Annotated in this window: 18 protein-coding genes, 1 tRNA gene, 1 pseudogene and 1 other annotated feature; of the genes and pseudogenes, 3 read left to right on the top strand and 17 right to left on the bottom strand. The window is 44.3% G+C overall.

The features are described from left to right. From AOQ29_RS05375 to map, 4 genes are all read right to left on the bottom strand, one after another. Positions 1-612: histidine phosphatase family protein (locus AOQ29_RS05375; RefSeq protein WP_061993488.1), on the bottom strand; the 612-nt coding region annotated here is incomplete at its 3' end. Continuing rightward, positions 609-950, bottom strand: a complete 342-nt coding sequence (locus AOQ29_RS05370; protein WP_061993487.1) for a cysteine desulfurase — start codon at positions 948-950, stop codon at positions 609-611. The genes AOQ29_RS05370 and AOQ29_RS05375, both read right to left, overlap by 4 nt. A 24-nt stretch (positions 951-974) precedes the next feature. Further along, positions 975-2,342, bottom strand: a complete 1,368-nt coding sequence (locus AOQ29_RS05365) for an RsmF rRNA methyltransferase first C-terminal domain-containing protein (RefSeq protein WP_061993486.1) — start codon at positions 2,340-2,342, stop codon at positions 975-977. 84 nt (positions 2,343-2,426) lie between these two features. Next, positions 2,427-3,215: a type I methionyl aminopeptidase gene (gene map, locus AOQ29_RS05360; protein WP_061993485.1), complete on the bottom strand. Its 789-nt coding sequence runs from the start codon at positions 3,213-3,215 to the stop codon at positions 2,427-2,429. Between the two features lie 159 nt (positions 3,216-3,374). On the opposite strand from map, the gene AOQ29_RS05355 reads away from it, so the two are divergent. Next, positions 3,375-3,677, top strand: a complete 303-nt coding sequence (locus AOQ29_RS05355; protein WP_061993484.1) for a hypothetical protein — start codon at positions 3,375-3,377, stop codon at positions 3,675-3,677. Between the two features lie 84 nt (positions 3,678-3,761). Here the strand turns inward: AOQ29_RS05355 and AOQ29_RS05350 are convergent, their stop codons facing one another. Both AOQ29_RS05350 and upp read right to left on the bottom strand, forming a co-directional pair. Continuing rightward, positions 3,762-5,177 (bottom strand): D-alanyl-D-alanine carboxypeptidase family protein, encoded by a 1,416-nt coding sequence (locus tag AOQ29_RS05350; RefSeq protein WP_061993483.1) that lies wholly within the window; start codon positions 5,175-5,177, stop codon positions 3,762-3,764. 9 nt (positions 5,178-5,186) lie between these two features. Further along, entirely contained in the window at positions 5,187-5,816 is a 630-nt protein-coding gene (upp, locus tag AOQ29_RS05345; protein WP_061993482.1) for a uracil phosphoribosyltransferase, read from the bottom strand. A gap of 147 nt (positions 5,817-5,963) precedes the next feature. Between upp and AOQ29_RS05340 the strand changes: the two genes are divergently transcribed. Further along, positions 5,964-6,036 (top strand) — tRNA-Arg (locus AOQ29_RS05340). 157 nt (positions 6,037-6,193) lie between these two features. Here the strand turns inward: AOQ29_RS05340 and AOQ29_RS05335 are convergent. The 8 genes from AOQ29_RS05335 to thrS form a co-directional block, all read right to left on the bottom strand. Next, positions 6,194-6,751 carry a PBECR4 domain-containing protein gene (locus AOQ29_RS05335; RefSeq protein ID WP_061993481.1) on the bottom strand — a complete coding sequence of 186 codons (558 nt, stop codon included), beginning with the start codon at positions 6,749-6,751 and terminating at the stop codon, positions 6,194-6,196. 433 nt (positions 6,752-7,184) lie between these two features. Further along, positions 7,185-7,784 (bottom strand): ECF transporter S component, encoded by a 600-nt coding sequence (locus AOQ29_RS05330; protein ID WP_242977403.1) that lies wholly within the window; start codon positions 7,782-7,784, stop codon positions 7,185-7,187. 90 nt (positions 7,785-7,874) lie between these two features. Continuing rightward, on the bottom strand, positions 7,875-8,729 hold the full coding sequence (locus AOQ29_RS05325) for a fructosamine kinase family protein (protein ID WP_061993479.1): 855 nt from the start codon (positions 8,727-8,729) through the stop codon (positions 7,875-7,877). Positions 8,730-8,952: 223 nt separating this feature from the next. Beyond that, positions 8,953-10,335, bottom strand: a complete 1,383-nt coding sequence (locus AOQ29_RS05320) for a nicotinate phosphoribosyltransferase (protein WP_061993478.1) — start codon at positions 10,333-10,335, stop codon at positions 8,953-8,955. After that, positions 10,332-10,889, bottom strand: coding sequence for a hypothetical protein (locus AOQ29_RS05315; RefSeq protein ID WP_061993477.1), 558 nt, complete (start codon positions 10,887-10,889; stop codon positions 10,332-10,334). Before AOQ29_RS05315 ends, AOQ29_RS05320 begins: the two co-directional genes overlap by 4 nt. A gap of 79 nt (positions 10,890-10,968) precedes the next feature. Next, positions 10,969-11,628, bottom strand: coding sequence for a VTT domain-containing protein (locus AOQ29_RS05310; protein WP_061993476.1), 660 nt, complete (start codon positions 11,626-11,628; stop codon positions 10,969-10,971). Positions 11,629-11,727: 99 nt separating this feature from the next. Further along, entirely contained in the window at positions 11,728-13,086 is a 1,359-nt protein-coding gene (locus AOQ29_RS05305) for an amino acid permease (protein WP_061993475.1), read from the bottom strand. Positions 13,087-13,170: 84 nt separating this feature from the next. Beyond that, positions 13,171-15,129 carry a threonine--tRNA ligase gene (gene thrS / locus AOQ29_RS05300; RefSeq protein WP_061993474.1) on the bottom strand — a complete coding sequence of 653 codons (1,959 nt, stop codon included), beginning with the start codon at positions 15,127-15,129 and terminating at the stop codon, positions 13,171-13,173. A gap of 74 nt (positions 15,130-15,203) precedes the next feature. Continuing rightward, positions 15,204-15,422, bottom strand: a binding site (T-box leader). Positions 15,423-15,726: 304 nt separating this feature from the next. Between thrS and AOQ29_RS05295 the strand changes: the two genes are divergently transcribed. Then, entirely contained in the window at positions 15,727-16,188 is a 462-nt protein-coding gene (locus tag AOQ29_RS05295) for a flavodoxin domain-containing protein (RefSeq protein WP_061993473.1), read from the top strand. A 72-nt stretch (positions 16,189-16,260) separates the two neighbouring features. Here the strand turns inward: AOQ29_RS05295 and AOQ29_RS05290 are convergent, their stop codons facing one another. From AOQ29_RS05290 to AOQ29_RS08075, 3 genes and pseudogenes are all read right to left on the bottom strand, one after another. Continuing rightward, positions 16,261-16,986, bottom strand: a complete 726-nt coding sequence (locus AOQ29_RS05290) for a YebC/PmpR family DNA-binding transcriptional regulator (protein ID WP_061993472.1) — start codon at positions 16,984-16,986, stop codon at positions 16,261-16,263. A gap of 71 nt (positions 16,987-17,057) precedes the next feature. Next, positions 17,058-17,546 carry a phosphatidylglycerophosphatase A family protein gene (locus tag AOQ29_RS05285; RefSeq protein WP_061993471.1) on the bottom strand — a complete coding sequence of 163 codons (489 nt, stop codon included), beginning with the start codon at positions 17,544-17,546 and terminating at the stop codon, positions 17,058-17,060. A 70-nt stretch (positions 17,547-17,616) separates the two neighbouring features. After that, positions 17,617-17,848 (bottom strand): annotated as a pseudogene (locus AOQ29_RS08075) (3-phosphoglycerate dehydrogenase); the annotation flags it as partial.

Raw genomic sequence — 17,848 nt, 5'->3', positions numbered from 1 at the left:
AGTCTCGTTCCACTTAACCAGGTTGAAGTCCTGGCCATCTTTGCTTTCAATAATCGTTGTTGAGGTGTTTGATAGTCCACCCAAAGAACGGATGTCTTCCCGAGCAATGCCCAAGATGCTCGTCATCCCAAAGGTCAAAATCAACCCGTGAGCGACCACCAAAACGGAGTCGTCTGGATGGTTAGTCACGATTTCTTGGATCATTGCCTGAAAACGAGCGATGGCCTTGGTATAGCCTTCCCCGTTAAAGCCCTGACCCTCAAATTCTTCTAAGTGGTTCTTATAGGTGTCATAGGCCTGTGGGTAATTCTTTTGAACATCGGCCATTGCCTGGCCTTCCCATTCACCCAAACCAACTTCAACAATCCGCGAATGCAGTGATAAGCGTGGTTGGCCGGGCAAGTCTTCGCGAATCTTTTCGGCGGTCACCTTAGCGCGGGGCAATGGTGAGGCATAGACCCGGCTAATGTCCTTGTCTTGCAAGAAGCCAGCAACCTTCTTCATGTCTTCGTAAGAACCAGGCAAAAGTGGTGAATCACCCTGGGCTCCTTGAAAACGGCGTTCTAGGTTCCATTCAGTTTGTCCGTGACGGACGAAGTAAAATGTTGTCATGATTGCTTTTTAATAACCTGCCGTTCCTCTAATTCCTGCAAGTAGTAGTGGTAGAGTTCCACCACATCCGCCTTGTCTGCTCGGTCAAAGATGTCAACCGGGCCAATTCCTGCCGCAGAAACCACATCGAGCTTGAAGGCTGACAAATCGGCCTTGAAAACAATCTTTAATTTGATGGATTGGTCAATTGGTAGGTCGGGTTGCAAGGGCCGTTGGAGAACATAGGCCCCAGCGTTATTGGTCATAAAGCCCAGATCTAAGAGCGTAAACTTTTTAATCTGTGGATCAATTTGGTAAGTGCCATCCTTAGGAACGGTCACTGTTTTTGAAAATGCCATCGTTGTCTCCTTTTTATTTTGCAATTAGAAGCGGAGGCCCTTGGGGAAGAAGTTCTTCAGCTGACCGTTAACAAATTTAGCCCAGCCGACACCATTGCCGTTGGCCGTCATTAAGACAAAGCCCTTGGCTAACGGTTCCTTCGTGTTAATCACATCCCCATGGACGTAGGTCTTGAATTCTTCATGAGCCGTCAGGTCATAAACCTGGGCGGCTTGGCTTGGTTGAATGGCTAAAGCTAGGGCATGGTCCGGTTCAAAGCGGTTTTTCTTCAAGGTTCCCAGGCACAAACCGGCTCGCAAAACCTTGATTTTGCCCAAGTCTGGGCAGTCAGCTGGTAGTAAGAAAACTCGGTCCCCAAAGGTCTTCAACCGATCGATTGCCAAATCAAAGCCCGGCACGTTTTCCTGGAAAAAGTCCTCAATCAGGGTCAAGTCGGCTGGTGCCAACTTTGTTCCCTTTTGTAGCTTAGGTTCTTTGACAGACTCTTCTTCGTCAGTCACCCGCTTCACCAACCGGGCCACAAAATGCCCTTCGCCAGCTAAGTCCTGGGGCCACAATCGAGCCGTCTTCGCTAAGTCAGCATTGTCGTTGGCCCATTCAGGCCGACCGGCGGCAATCCCACTTTCGGCTGACCGTTCGATGGCCTCGATTTCGAATTCCGGATAAGTCTCCAGCAACCAGGCAATCGTTTGCTCATCTTCTTCGGGAGCAAAGGTACAAGTCGAATAAATTAAGGTCCCACCCGGTCGGATTAATTGAACGGCTGATTCCAAAATTTCATGGGACCGCATGGCACATTCCGTCGGATACCCTTCCGACCAATACTGGATGGCATCATGGTCCTTCCGGAACATACCTTCGCCGGAACAGGGAGCATCCAACAAGACCTTATCAAAGTAGCCTGGCAAAGCCTTGGCCAAATCCTTAGAATCCATTGAGGTCACCACCGCGTTTTGCACGCCGAACCGTTCGATGTTTTCCGATAGGATTTTTGCCCGAGAAAAGAAAATTTCGTTCGTGAACAAAATTCCTCGTCCCTGCATCTGACTAGCTAAGTGAGTTGATTTCCCACCCGGGGCCGCGGCGAGGTCTAAGACCCGTTCACCCGGTTGGGCCTGAGCAACCTCACCAACGAATTGGGCTGAAGGTTCCTGGGAATAAACTAAACCGGAAACGTGGTCAACACCCTTCCCGTCAACTTGGCCATAATAGCCCCAGTCCCCATAGGTAACTTTGTCGGCTAAGGATAAGTCTTGGGGCTTAGTTTGCGCCTTTAAGGGGTTAATCCGAAAACCCTTTTGGCCGGGTTCTTGTAAAGCCGCAAAAAAAGGCCCACTGGCACTCTTAAGCAGGTCTTGGTATTTATCGATAAAGGCTTGCGGCAACTCCATGGGACACTCTTTTCTTTTCAATCATCTTTATTAAATCAGCCCACCATCCAAAAACGGTGAGCTAATCAACCAAACTATTAAATATTATAGGTACTTGGCATCAATATCTGGGTCTTGGCTGGTCAAAATCTTAGGACCATCCTTGGTAATGGCAATCATATGCTCGTATTGGGCTGACCATGAACCATCGGCAGTCGTCACCGTCCAACCATCTTCTTCTGTTTGGTCAGTATCAACTTCCCAACCACCAAGAGTCAACATTGGTTCGATGGTGATAACCATCCCTTCCTTCAAACGGAGACCATGACCTGGCTTACCAAAGTGAGGCACTTGTGGATCTTCATGCATTGTTGGACCAACACCGTGACCGATGTATTGGCGAACATCACCATAGCCATGTTCGTTTTCAGCATAGTCTTGGATGGCCCAACCAATGTCACCAATCCGGTTTCCAACTTGGGCTTGGTCGATACCTAAGTACAATGACTTCTTCGTAACGTCCATTAGCTTTTGGACTTCCGGTGAAACCTTACCAACGGCGTATGACCAGGCAGAATCGGAAACAGCGCCGTCCAAACCAACGACCGTATCAACCTTCAACAAGTCGCCGTCCTTTAATTTGAGGCCCTTACGAGGCAAACCGTGGGCCACTTCGTTGTTAATCGAAATGGTTGTGGCATACTTAAAGCCTTCAAAACCGATTTGAAGTGGCACGCCACCATGACTTTCAATATATTCCTTACACTTGAGCTCGATGTCCCATGTATCCAAACCTGGCTTAATGTAATCGCGCAACATCAAGTGCATTCCGGCAATAATTGCACCGGATTCTTTCATGGCCGCAATCTCTCGCGGTGACTTTAAACTAATCATCAGTTACCCCTTTTTCAACTTTAATCTTCCTTAATTATAACATTAAACATTGGCCGGTGGCCGGCGACCAGCTTGACATTTTTGTGTAATCTTTGTTGACATTTTTGTCAAACTTGTTGATAATGAACCTTAGAATCACAATTAAAGGAGAATAACGTTATGAAAAACTTTTTATTAGGTGCTTCCCTCTTTGGTAATGCCGCATTGGCCTATCTTTTACTAAAGGACGATGACCGTGTTGCTGATTTAAAGAAAAAAGCCAGTGAATTTACTGAAGCCGGCAAAGAAAAACGTGACGAGCTTGTTGCTCTCGGTAAGCAAAAGGCTGAAGAGTTCAAGGGCCAAGCCAAGAACAAGGCCGAAGACGCCGCCGATGCTGCTCAAGAAGCAAAGCAAGCCGCCGATGACTCCTTGGATGACCAATTAGCCAAGTTGAAGGAACGTGCAGGCGTTGAAGCATAATTCCTCTGCAAATCAAAAATGGATAACCTCACGGTTATCCATTTTTTTGTGGTGCTAATGATGGTGTCTTCACTTACCTGAATCTTACCAAAACATTAACCAATGGTAAGCCTTCTGCCACCACCTACCAACTTTGGCTTGCCCTTGATTAATCAAGGTTAGCTGGTGATTCTTGGTTGGCACTAGGTCCAAGTATTGGGCCTTTAGTCTTGGCGAAACCGTTTTAACAACCTGTCCCTGCTGGTAAACCTTATCCTTTAAGCGCTTTGGCCATTGATAGCCCAGGGACTTTTGGCCCTTGGCAACCCAGTAAGTCCGGTCCTCAGCAATAACCAATTTTTGCTGACCACCAACCAGGTTGCTATTTTTGACTTTTTTAGCCCCTGCTGGCTGGCTTTGGCTTTTAAAGGTCACAGACTGGAAGTGGTCAAGGACTTCGTTGACGACATCAACCGAATCCTGGTAGCGGCGAACCTGGTCGGTATAATTGCCGGCCCCGGAAACGACGGCAATGTATTCATGACCATTTTGATCCTTAATCAATGAAGTCAACGCCCCACCAGAAGCTGGAGTTGATCCAGTCTTTAGCCCTTCAAAGGTCAAATTCTTCGGGTTCGTTAATTTGCCCTTAACCTCTTGGTCGAACTTAGCCCCCTCGGTCAACTTGATTTTATTGACGCTTTCGGACGGGTGGTAGACCAAGCCCTGCTTTTGATAGTAGGTCTTGAGGTCGGAGTCGCCCGCCAAGTCTTGGTAGGCCAGAACGGCTAGCTGACGAACAGAGGCCGTGTTTTCGGCATTTGGGTCAACGTTAGCGACTTGGTAAGCTCCGGCATCGCTATTGACCTGACCAGCCGCGTTGTACCACTTTGACCCGGTCAACTTGAGAGCCTTGGCCCAACGAGTGAGGGCGGCTTGCTGGCTTTCCTGCGGATTCTTAGCAAAGTCAGCCAAGGCGAAGGCTGCATCGTTGGCACTCGAAGTAAACATCGCCGCAAAGAGTTCCTTCACCGGTAGCTTTTCGCCCGCTGTAATTTCCAAGTGGGCGAAGGTGTTGTTATCCTTTTTAGACCAGTCCGACTGGGGTGTAATTTCCACCATACTGTCCCAGGTATACTTTTTGTTCTTGATACCTTGGAGAATAGCATAGGCAGTCAGCATCTTACTCTGCGAAGCCACCCCAATTTGCTGGTCAGCACCCTTTTGTCCTAAAATCTGCCCAGTTTGAGCATCGAGGACAATGGCATTGCGAGCATCAGTTGTCAGGGCCATTGCCTGGCCATTGGCAGTCTGCCCCACTGTCGTCATTTGGGTCCGGTTGTTGTGACTCGCTAAGGTCAAATAAAGGCCGGCACTAACCACAACAACCACACCGTTACAAAAAAAGGCCAGTCGCAATTTGGACTGAGTCTTTTGTCGTTGTTTTTGGAAAATTTCAAAACGAGAAAAGGATTGAAGCGGACCTGAATCTTTTAATGCTTGTAAATTTTTCTTGAACATAAATTAATTTTAGTGGGTACCGAATAGTCGGTCACCCGCATCCCCCAAACCAGGTACGATATAACCGGCATCATTGAGTCCCTCATCGATTGAGGCTGTGTAGATATCAACATCTGGGTGAGCAGTCGTCACGGCCTCAATTCCTTGCGGTGAAGAAACCAGGGTAATCAACTTAATTTGCTCAGCTCCCCGCTTTTTCAAAGCAGAAATAGCATCCTTGGCTGACCCACCAGTTGCCAACATTGGATCAACTAACAAGACTTCGCGTTGGTCGATGTCTTCGGGTAACTTGATAAAGTACTCAACGGGTTCCAAAGTTTCTTCATCTCGGTACATTCCAATATGACCGACCTTAGCAGCTGGAATCAACTGCAAAATCCCATCAACCATACCAAGTCCAGCTCGCAAAATTGGCACCACAGCCAACTTCTTACCAGCCAACTGGTTCTTTGTCGTCATCTGGATTGGTGTCTTAACCTGAACTTCCTCAACCGGTAGATCCCGACTGGCTTCGTAAGTTAACAACATGGCTAACTCATCAACTAATGCCCGAAAATCCTTAGTTCCAACCTTTTCGTCCCGAATAATCGTCAACTTATGTTGGATCAACGGATGATTTACTTCGACAACTTGTCCCATGGTTATGGCTCGCTTTCTCTTACTTAAAATTCTTCTTACGTCCATTATAGCAAAAAATATTTTACTGCCCCTAATTTTTAAGAGTTCTAACAAATTCGCTCCAGTCAATTGTCATCGGCCCTATTTTTGGTTATAATAACAAAGTTCGCGCTTATAGTTTAACGGGATAAAACGGGGACCTCCTAAGTCTTTGCTCCCAGTTCGAGTCTGGGTAAGCGCATTCTAAATAAGCAGGAAAATTCTTGATGAATTTTCCTGCTTTTATTTTCAATTCAGTACTGACTAATTTTTTCAACTGTTTTAATTTTTTAGGTAGAAACTAATATTGAATATGAATAAAAGTTATTCATATGATTAGAGTAATTGAAGTTTCATTTTCACCTTACCCATTCCATTGATTTTATATTGGTTATTCTTCGTTCTGTAAAAACATTCGGTGCCCTTCTAACGTGCAGAGTAGCAGGTACATAATATTTTTTACTTGTGGGAGAAAATCCGAGTAAAACCATTTTATTTCGATTTTCATTTATGTAATCATAAATTAGAAATTCAACTGGCCCCAACCTTGATGGCTGAATATCTTTAGTAACAACCATCAACTGTGAAGATTCTCTTTTAAAGACTTCATTAATAAAATCGTAATGCTTTATTCGATCTTTTATTCGTTCACTAAATAATTTATCTTTTTTAAGATCAGCCATAACTAATCTTTCATCTTTAATCAGGTTAATGAATTGAGCAGCCGTATGTTTTTCTGATAAATACTGAAGCCCCAAAAGATGAGGAACATCCAAAACATCAAAATTTACGATTGGTTCCTTTAACTTTTTAAAATTTGTTATTAACTTGATAGTTCTACCATGATAATTAGCTTCATAATTATCAACAATTTCTTTTAACGTGACCACTTTTTCAGAATTAAGTAATTTATACATTTGCTCTTCTCCATAAAAAAGCTCGGGGAAAATTTTCCCCGAGCAGCAAATATGTACGCTGGCGTACCGTCAGGCGTCACGGTAGAGACATACAATAATGTATAAAGCCCATTATCAGGCATCATTTTTGCCAGTCTAAAAATGGGGAAATAAACAAGATAAAATTTTGATTTAATCTTATTTACACCATAAGTATATAATCCCAATTTTTAATTGTAAAGTAACCACTAATGAACAAAATTATATTTATTCATGTATTAAAATGCAATAATTAATATAGCCACTAATTGAAGAAACAACTAAAAAAGACCGCCACACCAGCATTTCGGTGTCGCGGTCTTTGCTTTAAATTTGATAATATCAGTAGTTCAGCCAATATTCCAATTCGGAATATTAACCAAGCCAACCGTCTTCACAGACCAGTTGTTAATTTTTACTTACTAGGACGAAGGTCTGGTAGGCTCTTGACTAAGACGCCACCAATCACCATCACCAATATTCCATTAGCAATCATTTCAAAGCCAGAGTTAAAGGCTAAGATGCCCACTAGCCAGCTAAACAGGTGGTCTTTGGGAATGCCATGGCTGGAAACGTTCAAAATCTTAAAGCCAACGGTCGTACTCAAGATGACCAAGACCGTATTCAAGAAGGCACCCAAAGCACCTAGGCCAAACATGGTCCACCAGGTTGACCGGTATTTTTTCAACAAGTGAGTAGCCAAATAACCGGCCATTACCCCAACTAAAATTCGCGGTACTAGAGCCGTGATTGGGTTAGAAAAAATCAATGATCCCACTGTTCCTGGATGGCTTAAGTTACGCACCCAAGAAGTCAGTCCCCAAAAGAGACCAACAATCAGACCAGACCGCGTCCCTAAGACCAATCCGGCAATCACAACCGTCATTGGCACGATTGTCACCGAGGCACCAAGGAAAAAAGCACCTAGGGGTAATGATCCTAAGAATGGGATAAAACTTTGTAGTAAGACCAAAGCCACAAAAAACGTTGTGGCCACAAATCGTTTGTTTTTCATTGATGACATTGGGCTGTCCTTTCCTCTACTTGACGTCTCGAAAATTATACAGATAGGCCCGCCACTTGTCAATTATTCAGCTAAACCGATTTAAAAACTAACTAATAATTTATTCAACCGCGGTGCATATATATCGCCAAAGCGGATGAAGTGTAACAAGACGTAGTAAAATTCATACCACTTAAATCGGTCTTGGTAACCATCTTCCAGTGGATAATCCGCCTGGTAAGAACTATAAAAGTCCTCGTTAAATCCGGGAAAGACCTGACTAACTGCAATATCATATTCCCGGTCACCGTAAAATGAACTTGGATCAATCAGCACTGGCTGGTTGCTATCATCAAACATAAAGTTTCCTGCCCAAAGGTCACCATGCAAAAGAGTAGGTTCGACCTGACGGGCATGGACATCATTTAAAATTGTTTGCTTTAGATTGTCAAAGTGATTTCCGCGCTGGTTCAACCATAGTGTGTTCTTTTGAGCATAGGCCATAAGTGGTTCCAGCCGTTGGTGAACGAAAAATTCTGCCCATGAATTCGACCAAGTATTGTCCTTAGGAAAGTAATCGTAGCTACTATTTTTCGAAAAGCCAAAGGCCTGCCCCTTCGCTCGGTGTAATTTGGCCACTGTTTGTCCTAAGGAACTTTGGTCACCTGTTCCCGTGGAAATCCATTCCAGCAACAAATAAGCATTACCCTGAATTTCGCCTACTTTGGCAACACGGGCAACCGTCACATGCTGGCTCAATGCCTGCAACGAAGCAATTTCATGGTCAAAATATTGTGAGCTTTGATTGGGCTGAACCTTTAAAAAATACCTTCGATGACCGGAATACAGGGAGTAGGTGGAACTGCCAGCTCCACCACGGACTGATTTTAAGCCGTGCGGGTCTTGAATATTCAAACGTGTGATAAACTCTTGATTAACTGGACTTGATTGGGTCATTTTTCTCCTCCTATAAGCAAATAAAAACAGCCTTCTAGCAATTAGAAAGCTGTTTTTAAGAAAATAAGGTCCTTGAATGTCGTTGTTCTACTCGATGTAATTGTCCAAGTTGGTCCGCGCATTCAGTCCCTCCGGTTATCGTTACCACAAATATACCACAATTTGCTTGAATCGACTAAATTTTACAGAAAATACAAATTAATTTTAATTTTTATCAAAAGTTTTATTTGCCAGCGGCTCGGTCGACAATCGTCTGGCCATCTTCAAAGTTTAATTGACCATTTTCATAAACCGTTCGTAAGAGATCTTCACCAGGCTCGTCTTGACCAACCGTTTTGATTTGCCCAGCTGCATCAACAATGACCTTCTGCAACCCTGGACGTGAGGCCTTCGACGGATCAGTCTTTGGCTTCTTTTGGATAATTAGATTTTGGCCATCGGTCGTATGAGCATAGGCTGCCTTAATCGCAAAGCGTTCGGTATCGCGAGTAAAGCCTTCTTGCAACAGACCACCACCAGAACCAACAACCAAATTATCGGTTGACCAGCCCTCTTTGATTATTGCCTTATACAAGGCAATAATCGTATCGGCATTCATGCCATCTCCCTGGATGACACCAACATTATGGTTCAAAACCTTATAACCCTTATCATTAGCAGTCGTGCCAAAAATTTCACCCAGCATGTTCAAGACTGCCAAATCCATTGTGATCGGGTCCCCCGAATCAGGACGCAAAACAACCCGGCCTTCACGGCTCTTAATCCGTTCTGATAACTGTTCCGAACCAATCACATGACGAACAAAGTTAAAAGTATCGTAGGAATCAATAACCATCGCCAATAAGGCATCGTCAGGAGTCCGGTCCAGTTGTGCGTTAACGTAATCAAACTCTCCCTGGCCCGGTCCATATGCTGTCGCAACGGAATGCTCAGTGGCCCAAATTGATAATGCCCGACCTGGCACACCATAGACATGGTTAAAGTAGTTGGAAGACAACATGTTGTCTGAACCACGGAAATGCAACAAGTGGGCTGCCCCACCCTGCTGCCCGGCTTCAACCCCGGTTGCTCCCCGGAAACCAAAGTCATTGACCATTAATGGAATCCCTGCTTCTGATCCTGTCTTTTCAACCAATGGTTGGAGACGCGTTTTGATGTACATTGAATTGGTTGCAATCGTCGTAGGATACCAGACGTGCATCAGCAATGATTCCAAGGCGTTTAAGGAAGTAGCAAACCAAGGTTCGGTTGACTCAAGAGTAAAGAGAGCCGTCCCTGTTGGCACTTCCATTCCTTCTGGCAGGGCTTTGATTTTAATTGGAAAATACCCCAGATCTCGGACCTTTTCCCAAACTGTTCGGTTAAAGTAGGATTTTGTGCCAAAGGCTTGTTCAGAAACTTCTTCGGCTTCGTCAATCATGGCATCCGTAATTGGTGTTTGGAAGTAGTCATGCAAAATCATTTGCAAGCCAAACCAAGAAACCGTCGGATACTTACCACCAATCCGAGCTTCACCATAAGAATAAAGCTTATCAATATTCTCTGGGTACTGTAGGTGGTGGGTCATCTTATAAGCATCAGTAGCTAAAATCAAATTAACTGTCATGGTTGAATCTCCGTTAGAGGGGTCTGAGCAATTTCATTCGTGATGTCTTTAAAGGCTGTCGGTGTTTGGTAACGCAAAATCCGCCAGTCATAGTGGTCATTGCCATGAATCTCATCAACGTAAGGCGTGAACTTACCGTTCAAAGCCAAAATTAAGTAACCGGCAAAGGCCGTTGTGAATTGGGCTGGGCTTTCAACAAATTTAACAAGTTTATGGTCGTCATTAAAGAATCCAACCACTAACTTATCCCCCTGCCACTCACCTTCTAAAGCCCACTTCAAGCTAATCCAATCCGAGAGCGTCAGACCAAGATTTAACAAATAATCGACCGACAAACGGATATGAATTGGATGATTGGCCGAGTCTTGGCTTTGATTTCCGCGATTGTCTAGACTTTCGGAATAGTGCAAACATAAGTGTTCCAATTGAGCAGTTGTGAAAACAACATGCCCCTGAGCAAATTCTTCCAAATTGGCTTTGGCCATTCCGGTTTTTTGCACCGTTTGGTCAAAACTCTGTTGGCTTAACTGTTGTAAAATTTTAAAATTATTCATAACCCAATTATACCAATCTTGTGAATTTTTAACAAAAAAAAGAACAAGTGACCAAGGTCATCTTGTTCTTTCATTTGAATTATGATTGCTTCTTTTTAGTGAAGGCCGACTTCAAAACGGCCAAAATTGAAGGAATAACGGTAACAAAAACAATTCCTAAAATAATTAGGCTGAAATGTTCACGGACAAAGGCAATATTTCCAAAGAGTGCTCCTGCCCCGGTCGCAATAAAGGACCATGAGAAGGCCGCAATTGCTGTATATTCCATGAATTTCTTGAAACTAAATTCTGATAGACCGGCAACAAATGGTACGAAAGTCCGGACAATCGGAATATACCGACCCAGAATAACGGCCATGGCACCACGCTTATGGAAGAACTCTTCCGCATCAGCAATGTTCTTAGGCTTTACCATCACTGAGAATGGCTTCTTTTCTAGCAACTGTCGACCACCCTTGCGAGCAATCCAGTAGTTGATCGTATCTCCAAGCACTGGTGCGATGAAGAAAACAATCATAAAGACCCAATGATTTAAGCCGGCATCCTTACCAGCTGGTGTCATCGCAATGGCACCGGCGGCAAATAGTAATGAATCTCCCGGCAAAAATGGAAGAATTACCGCCCCAGTTTCAACAACAATAATGACAAATAAAATCAAATAAGTCCAGATGCCAAAGTGGGAAACTAGGTTTGCCAGGTGGGTATCAATGTGTAAAGTAAAATCAATCAGTGTGCTCATTATTTTCTCCGTTGTTTGGGGACAGTAGCGGTTAATCAAGTCAGTAGCCATAAGGCAGACAACCTGTGGTTACAGCCTTATAGTTATTCAATCACTTCTTTAATTCTTTTTAAGAGCTTGAACTGCTGAAAAGACAACCAACCAAATTGTGGCACCAATGGCAGGTACCATGGCATCCTTGTTAAAGAACAAAGTTAAGTAAATCAAAACAAAACCAATAATGGCAACGGGCACGAAGAACTTAGGGGCCTTCATTAAGAACCCATCCTTCATGTAGTCAGTTGACTTCCGGTATTGCCAGTAAGTAACCAATGTCAAGATGTAAATCATCAAGAACAAATCAGTTGATGCTGAAGTGACAAAGGTAAAGGCATCATTAATTTGTGGCACAACTGCAATCACAGCTGAACCAGCAACCAAGATAGCCGTCACGATAACAGCATTGGCTGGTAAGTTATGCTTTGACATCTTGGTGAACTTCTTCAACCATGGTGTCTTTGATTCAACAGCTAATGAATAGAAGTTACGTGAAGCTGAGAAAATAACTGAGTTCAAAGCTGAAGCAGCTGATGTCAAAACGACAAAGTTAACCAAAGCGGCGGCCCAGTTAACACCGGCCAACTTGAAGACAGCCACGAATGGACTTTGGTTGGCTGGAATTTGTTGCCATGGGTAGATGACCATGATTGTGGCCAAAGCACCCAAGTAGAAGAACAAGATTCGCAATGGAATCTGGTTGATGGCGCGAGGCAAAACCTTACGGGCATCCTTAGTTTCAGCAGCAGTCATTCCGATGAATTCCATTCCAACAAAGGCAAACATCACCATTTGGAAGGCGTTCACGAAGTTACCGGCACCATGTGGGAACAATGAGAAGTGACCAACTAAGTTGTTCACCGTTACTGTTCCTTGACTCGTTTTGAAACCAGTCAAGAGCATGATAATTCCAGTGGCAATCAATGACAAGATGGCAATAATCTTAATCATCGCGAACCAGAACTCGGCTTCACCATACAAGGCTACCGCAATCAGATTAACTGCAGTTAAAATTACCAAAATGACGATTTGAATCAACCAAGCGGGCCAAGATGGGAACCAGAATTGAACGTACTTACCAATTGCTGTTAATTCGGCCATCCCCATGAAGGCAACGGTCAACCAGTATGACCAGGAAGCAAAGGTTCCGGTCTTCTTACCCAAGTACTTGGTCATAAAGGCGATGAAGGTGTGTTGGCTAGGATCAGCATACAACATTTCTCCGATGGCGCGCATAACGACGAACATCATTAATCCAATAATTGCGTAAATCAGCAAGATTGCTGGTCCAGCAAAGTGGATTGAATCTCCAGCACCCATGAAGAGTCCTGTTCCAATTGTTCCCCCAATGGCGATCAACTGGACGTGGCGGTTTGTCAAACCCTTTGTTTCTTGGGGCTTGTCAACATTTTCTACAGACATTATGTTTCTCTCTCGTTCTCTTTTGCATTCAAACGTTGCAAGATGTTTCCTATCTTTGTTTCAACGAATTAATTTACTAGTAGTTTACTTCTGTGGGCGGGAATAGTTAGCAACATCAGCCATAACCAAGGCCTTGAAGTCTGCTGCTGACATCTTTTCCGTCTCTTTTTGTCCATAACGGCGAACAGTAACTGTTTGGTTATCCTGTTCATCGTCACCCAAGACAAGGGTATACGGAACCTTCTTCGTTTGGGCTTCACGAATCAAGTAGCCCATCTTAGCTTCCTTGGTTTCAACGTTGGCCCGTAGCCCTGCTTCTTGCAATTCCTTTTGGATTTGGCGAGCATAGGCTCCGTGAGCGCCGTTGTTAACTGGGATAATTTGCACTTGCAAAGGTGCCAACCAAGTTGGGAAAGCACCCTTGTAGATTTCAATCAAGTAAGCCGTAAAGCGTTCCATCGTTCCAACGATTCCACGGTGGAGCATAACTGGACGGTGGTTGTCTTGACCGTCTTCACCGACATATGTCAAATCAAAACGTTCTGGTAACAAGAAGTCCAATTGGATAGTTGACAATGTTTCTTCACCACCCAAGGCCGTCTTAGTTTGGATATCCAACTTAGGACCGTAGAAGGCCGCTTCGCCAGGAGCTTCGAAGTAATCCAAGCCCATGTCATCCATGGCCCGCTTCAATTGAGCCTGTGACTTTTCCCACATCTCGTCATCATCAAAGTACTTAGCAGTATTTTCAGGATCACGGTATGACAAACGGAAGCGGTAGTCAGTGATGTCAAAGTCTTCGTAGACACCCATCGTCATCTTCAAGATTGACTTGAATTCTTCTTCCAATTGGTCAGGAGCAACGAAAGTGTGACCATCGTTCAAAGTCATTTCACGAACACGTGACAAACCAGTCAAGGCTCCTGACTTTTCGTAACGGTGCATCATCCCCAATTCAGCGATACGCAATGGCAAGTCACGGTATGAACGTGGCTTGTGTTGGTAAACTGAAATGTGCGATGGACAGTTCATTGGACGCAATTCCAAGAATTCACCATCACCCATGTCCATTGGTGGGAACATGTCTTCACGGTAGTGGTCCCAGTGACCTGAAGTCTTATAAAGGTTCAAGTTTGAAAGCACTGGTGTGTAGACGTGCAAGTAATCGTTAGCCAATTCCTTGTCAACGATGTAGCGTTCAACTTGGCGACGGATTGTCGCACCGTTTGGTAACCAAACAGGCAACCCTGAACCAACCTTTTGGCTAGTAAAGAACAAATCAAGGTCACGACCGATGTTACGGTGGTCGCGTTCCTTAGCTTCTGCCCGACGTTGCAAGTCAGCTTCCAAGTCATCCGCATTCCAGAAGGCAGTTCCGTAAACACGTTGCAAAACAGCCTTATCTGATTGACCGCGCCAGTATGAACCAGCCACAGAAACCAACTTAAAGTGCTTGATCCAACCAGTTGATGGCACAAGTCCACCACGGTCCAATTCCAAATGGTCACCTTGAACGGCAACCGTGATTGGTTCATCGGCTGGCAAATCGTTAATCAATTCAACCTTGTATGGGTCATCCTTGAAAGTTTCCAAGGCTTCGTCACGAGTAATTTCGTGAGACAGGATTGGCAAATCTTCTTTAACAATCTTCTTCATCATTGCTTCGATTTCAGCGAAGTCATCAACTGAAACTTGGTTTCCGGCACCGTTGTCAGTGTCATAGTAGAAACCATTATCAATGGCTGGGCCAACTCCGAAGTGGGCGTTAGCAAACTTTGGCAATCGACGCATTGCTTGAGCAAGCAAGTGGGCGGTCGAGTGACGCAAAATTGCTAATGATTCTTCATCAGCTGTTGTGATTAATTGAAAGTCCCCACCTTCAGTTAGGGGGTCATTCATACCAACATAGTGTCCATTGAGTTTTGCTGCAACAGACTTCTTCGCGAGTGATTTCGCGATTTGGCTAGCCACTTCAACCGGCTTAATACCGGCCTCATATGACTTCTTTGCGCCATCAGGGAAATTCAAAGTAATTTCTGCCATTGCTTCTGCCTTCTTTCTTTTTTATTGCTGGTGAGAAAAACTGGGTACAAAAAAAGTCCCTTCGTGCGTCTGCACAAAGGGACGTGTCACCGTGGTACCACCCAATTTTCCAATTGAAAAATCAATTAGATTCTTTAAGACGGTTAACGGTGTCACCCGGGTTAGTTTTCGATGAAATCTACTTATCAACCATTCCGAGGTAGTCTCGACCAAGAGCACCCTACTTACTTCCACCAACCGTAAGCTCTCTATCAGGGTTAACTCTTCTGAGTTGTCCTCATCAGCAATTTATAATTCTAACTATAGCACGCTTTTTTAAAAATATCAATTATTTCGCGTCGGCCAAAACTTGGGCCAAGGCTTGACGCGCCCGGTCATCGTGATCCAAAATCCCGTTATCATAAACGTTTTGTAGGGCTGCGACTTGCTCTTTACTTAATGCCATTGCACACATCCTCCTTGTATTTGCCCTAATTATAAGATAAGAATTTTAAAAATACCAGACTTAATCCAATTTTTAATGATTCTTTTTATTCAACGGACTTAGCCAAAGTTTTGTATAATAACCCTAACGCTAAAAGCAAAGGAGGCAGACAAATGCCTGCAGCAAATTTAACTGCCCAAGTTGTTTTCGCTACAATTACGGGGAATAATGAAGCCGTCGCCGACTTGATTGTCGAGATTTTGGAAGATCGCGGTGTCACCGTCAAGAAAAGTGAAATTTCACAGACGGAACCTGAAGAGCTCAAGGACTACGACCTTGGTTTCCTCGTGCCCTATACCTACGATGAAGGTTCTTTGCCTGATGAAGGGCTCGACTATTATGATGACTTGGCCGATGTTGATTTGACCGACTTCGTTTATGGATTGGCCGGATCAGGTGACCTCTTTTATGGTGACCTTTACTGCCTAGCTCTGGATGAGTTCGACAAGCAATTCCAAAAGACCGGTGCCAAGCGCCCCTATGAAATGGTGCGGATTAACCTCTACCCTGGCGATACCGACAAGGCCCTCTTAGAATCCTTAGTCGAACAAACCCTGGCCCAAGTCAACCAATAATTTTTTCCAAAACAAAAAGCAAACGATGGTCCCATAAGTAATTGGGTCCTAATCGTTTGCTTTTTTAGTGAATTAATCTTCAGCAGTTGTATAAACGGCCAAGACGTCTTCGTTTTCTTCCAATTCATCAACCAACTTGTCCAACTTTTCCCGATCTTCATCAGAAATAGCCATTGGGTTTTGGGCGATCATTGAAACTTCAGAATCTGCCAAATCAAAGCCAGCTTCAGTCAAAGCAGCTTCAACCGTTTGGAAATCACCAGGTTCTGTATAGATTTCAAAGGCTTCATCAGAAGTTTGAACATCTTCAGCACCGGCTTCCAAAGCAGCTTCCAAGATAGTGTCTTCATCCAAATCAGGGTTTTCTTCACGGTCGATAACCATGTAGCCCTTACGATCGAATTGGAAAGCCACAGAACCAGAAGTTCCTAATGACCCACCAAAGTGCTTGAATGAGTTACGAACTGAAGAAACTGTTCGGTTAATGTTATCTGTTGATGTTTCAACCAAAACGGCAACACCAGCTGTTCCATAACCTTCGTAAGTTACTTCGTCGAACTTTGCTCCACCAGCACCAGAAGCCTTATCTAAGGCTCGTTGGATGTTGTCCTTTGGCATGTTGGCTGCTTTTGCCTTATCAACAACCAAACGCAAAGAAGCGTTCATTTCGGGATCAGCACCGCCAGCCTTTGCGGCCACATATAAGTCGTGCGCGAGCTTTTGGAAGATCTTTCCACGCTTAGCATCTTGGGCGTTTTTACGACCTTGGATGTTATGCCATTTACTATGTCCTGACATTGTGTCTTCTCCTTAAAAAATAAAATTACAACTTATTGTAACAAAAATCACGCATTTCGGCCAGTGGAGAATTAATATTGGTTCCCACCTAGGATTTCGAGGTAGGTCATAGCGGCTGAGGCAATCAAAGCAGCCAAGATATCATCCAAATAAACATTGACGCTATCCGTCTTATCGTTCAAGACCCCAATCAAGCCAGGCTTCAAATCATCTAGAAGTCCATAGTGAACTGTGGCAGCGGCGGAAAACTGTTGAGTAATGGCAATCGCCAAGATTTCGTCGACGTTATGGCCGTTGGCATCGCGTTGCAACCGGGCCTTCAAAGGTTCCGATTCAGGCATCACAACGGCCTGTTCATCCAAATAAATGGCCGTCAAGATGATATCGGCGACTTCATCCTTATGCAAGACCCGGTTAATAGCCTGGTCCAAGACTTCTTTTTTAACGGCATCGTGGTACTTGTCCGTCAAAAACTTATCAGCGCCTTCATAAACGTCACTGACCTGCACGCCCCGTTGGGCTAACTTATCAATCGCTGCTGTTTGCAGTGCTTCTGTCATTATTATTCTCCATTATGATTTAAATTAAATTTGTTAATTGTTGCAGGGGGCATCCCCCGCCGCCGACATTCTAGTCAAAATTAGGGTTTTCGTACAATTCAACGTTCAAAACGTTTTCAATGCCCGCCAAGGTATCTTCAATCTTTTCTTCTTGACCGGCGGGTAAGTTATTCAAAGCCAAGAGTGTGTAGGCATAATCACCCACGGCTCGGTTACTCAACTGTTCAATGTTCAAATCAAGGTCTCCAACGACCTTAGAAATTTGTCCAATCATGTTGGGCACGTTGTTGTGCAAAACGCCG

Source organism: Fructobacillus ficulneus (assembly GCF_001047075.2).
Lineage (GTDB): Bacteria > Bacillota > Bacilli > Lactobacillales > Lactobacillaceae > Fructobacillus > Fructobacillus ficulneus.
This window is presented reverse-complemented; position numbering and strand designations above follow the sequence as displayed.